A 600-nucleotide genomic window follows, 5' to 3' on the forward strand; every position below is an offset into this window, starting at 1 on the left:
GCGTAGGTACAGGCGGCAGGGGTGTCGGCGTCGGGGTAGGCGTTGGCTGAGGGAGATTGCTACAGGCTGGAATTGCAAAGCCACGAACTTCGCTTCGAGTTTCCCCTGGATTGAAAATCGAGTCGTCAACCCGTAAAACTTGACCAAAGCTATCTCGGATAGTTAGAACAAAAACAATGTCGTCCCCTGTCAGTATTTCTTCGCCTTCGATCCTTCTAATCGCCTTTGAAAAAATCCTCAAGTCCTCGAAAAACCTAGGGTCTGTTGGAAATGTATAGCTAAAGTTAAATCCGTTAGCGTCGGTGAACGTGTTGCCTCTTCCAATCAGCAGGTTCCTAAACTGGCTCAGGGCCTCGGGCCGGATTACGCCAGTAACATCCGTTCCGCAAGTGATATTCAAGACCTGAATGTCTACACTCGCAATCACCCCTCGGACAATCAGGTTGGTCAATTCCACTCTGTAAGAGATCGAGACAGGCTGATCGACATTGAAGCCGCCCCCTGGCCCAAATTGCGGCGGATCCGGCAGGTCGGGCTGAATGGGCGGCGGCGTGATAGGAGCAAAGTCTGGCCCAGGGCGGAAGGTGATGGGTGTGAGGT

1 protein-coding gene is annotated in these 600 nt (G+C 52.7%); it reads right to left on the minus strand.

Annotation, left to right across the window (positions count from 1 at the left end; genetic code table 11):
- Positions 1-600 (minus strand): hypothetical protein (locus NW827_RS09870; protein WP_414503632.1); only part of this gene is annotated, 600 nt, incomplete at both ends.

Source organism: Synechococcus sp. H70.1, assembly GCF_047502705.1.
Lineage (GTDB): Bacteria > Cyanobacteriota > Cyanobacteriia > Thermostichales > Thermostichaceae > Thermostichus.